This window comes from uncultured Campylobacter sp., assembly GCF_938045535.1.
Classification (GTDB): Bacteria; Campylobacterota; Campylobacteria; order Campylobacterales; family Campylobacteraceae; genus Campylobacter_B.
The window spans coordinates 1-1880 of sequence record NZ_CALIMQ010000308.1; the positions used below are offsets into that span (position 1 = coordinate 1).

The 1880-nt window shown below is 46.0% G+C and carries 2 protein-coding genes; both read left to right on the plus strand.

Annotation, left to right across the window (positions count from 1 at the left end):
• Positions 1 to 230 precede the first annotated feature (230 nt).
• A complete protein-coding gene (locus Q0095_RS09505; protein ID WP_297883286.1) occupies positions 231 to 1481 on the plus strand; it encodes an ankyrin repeat domain-containing protein in 1251 nt (416 codons plus the stop codon).
• A complete protein-coding gene (locus tag Q0095_RS09510; RefSeq protein WP_297883287.1) occupies positions 1471 to 1686 on the plus strand; it encodes a hypothetical protein in 216 nt (71 codons plus the stop codon). Before Q0095_RS09505 ends, Q0095_RS09510 begins: the two co-directional genes overlap by 11 nt.
• Positions 1687 to 1880 lie beyond the last annotated feature (194 nt).

Sequence of the window (1880 nt, forward strand, 5' to 3'; positions counted from 1 at the left end):
AAGGCACTGAAGCGCGCGTAAATTTTAAAATTTTAGCCTGCCGATCGCTGTGCCCTCATATAACCCTCCATTGCTGCGCCTATAACTACCATTATTTAACGCCGCTCGTCGCCGTGCCGTAAAATTTTAAAAATTCCGCAAAATTTTATAAGGTTGAAAGGAATTCCATAAAATTCCACCGCCCGCACTAAGTTTTAATAAATAAATTTAAAGGTAAAATAACGCTTCAAATGCAATTCGAGGTAGCGATGCGAAAAATTCTAATGGGTTCGTTTGTTTTTTGCGGCACGCTTTTTGGCGCTTCTTGCGAGCAGATGCTAAGCGATCCGCGTGGCTTTTTTAGTAAGGAGCCTGCGGACGAAGAGCTGCTGCAAAGCGATTTTGGCTGTAAAGGCTCGCTAGCTGGCGCAGAATTTTTGCAAAATTTAAAAAGCGCGGCTTCTGAGATCAGGGACGAAAATATCGATTGTGTCGGTAACGAAGCCTTGCTGAACGAAAAAAGGCTTGAGCGAACCTTGGCATTTGCGGGGATGGATGGCGAGGGCTTTTTGAGCTATGCTAAAGAGAAAAACTACGCGCAAATTAGCGAAAAATCGCTTGAAGCCTTAGAATTTTACTCCGAGCGCAAGATTGGAAATTTCATCGCTTATGGCAATTTTATGGGCGAGATCTCAGCAGCCAGGGAGGCGCTAAAAGATTATTTCGCCGCCAAATTTAATAAAAACGACGCCGATGAGCTGGCAAGCGCCGTGATAGCGGAATTTATCGCATACGCTGCAAAGGATCGCAAGGCGGGAGATTACGGTGAGCTTGAGCTGGCGTTAAAAGGCGGAGTAAGTGCAGATGAGTTTCGTGCGCTACTTTTTAGCAAGGATTTTGCGATTTACGAGCTTGATAATGCCCTGGATCTGGCACTTTTGCTAGGATATGACGAGCGCTTTAGCGGCGCTTTGATCGATCGGGGCGCGCAGATAAATGCTGGCGAGGAAAACTCTCTATTTTACGCGATGAATAACGTTCAAAGCGCTAAATTTATGATCTCTAAAGGCGCTTTGGTTGGCTATAAAAACTCGCTTGGGCAAACTCCAATATTTTTCGCCGCCGCGGCAAAAAATTATGAGCTCGTAAAGTTGCTAATCTACTCGCACGCTAGCGTAAATGTCCGTCAGATCGGCAGCACTGAAGCTCAGGCTCTAGCGTCGCTAGGCGAGCGTAGCGACGGCTGTGAACGTTCGGGCGCGGGTAAGACACTGCTGATGTTTGCGGCGCAAAAAAGTACCAAGCAGATCGTTGAATTGCTCGTAAAATCGGGCGCAAACGAAAAGGCGGCCGACGAGGCGGGGCTAAATGCGCTAGACTACGCGCTTGCGGGTGGTGAAGCAGCTACGCAGAGCTATTTGCGCTCGCTTGGATTAAGTCCTACGCAAGTAAGCGATGATTTTACGAGCGATCCGCAAGATGCGCCTGAGCGTGAAAATTAGCGGGCTTGATTTAAAGGGTCGCTCGCCGCTTCGTCGTCGTTTTGGGTTTGCGGCGTTTTGGGTTTGCAAAAGCCTTATAAGCTTTAAATTTAATGTTTTGCCGCTTTGTAAATTCTATAAATTTAGCGGATTTTTCGAGTGCGAGTTGGTAGAATTTAACGCTTTAAAATTTTATCGCTTTGCTTGCGCAGGTTGCATGCACTGAAATTTTATAAACGTGCAGACGAGCTTTAAAAATGGCGATTTGTGCATTTATGCGCGATAAAATTTTTGCTGAGGGATTTTGGTTTGCGATCAAGAGCGGGATTTCGTCAAATTTTGCGAGAGAAATTTATCGCTCTTGCGACAAAGTAAGTGCTGCAGCATTGCGGAATTTTACCTTGATTTGGGGCTTTTGCT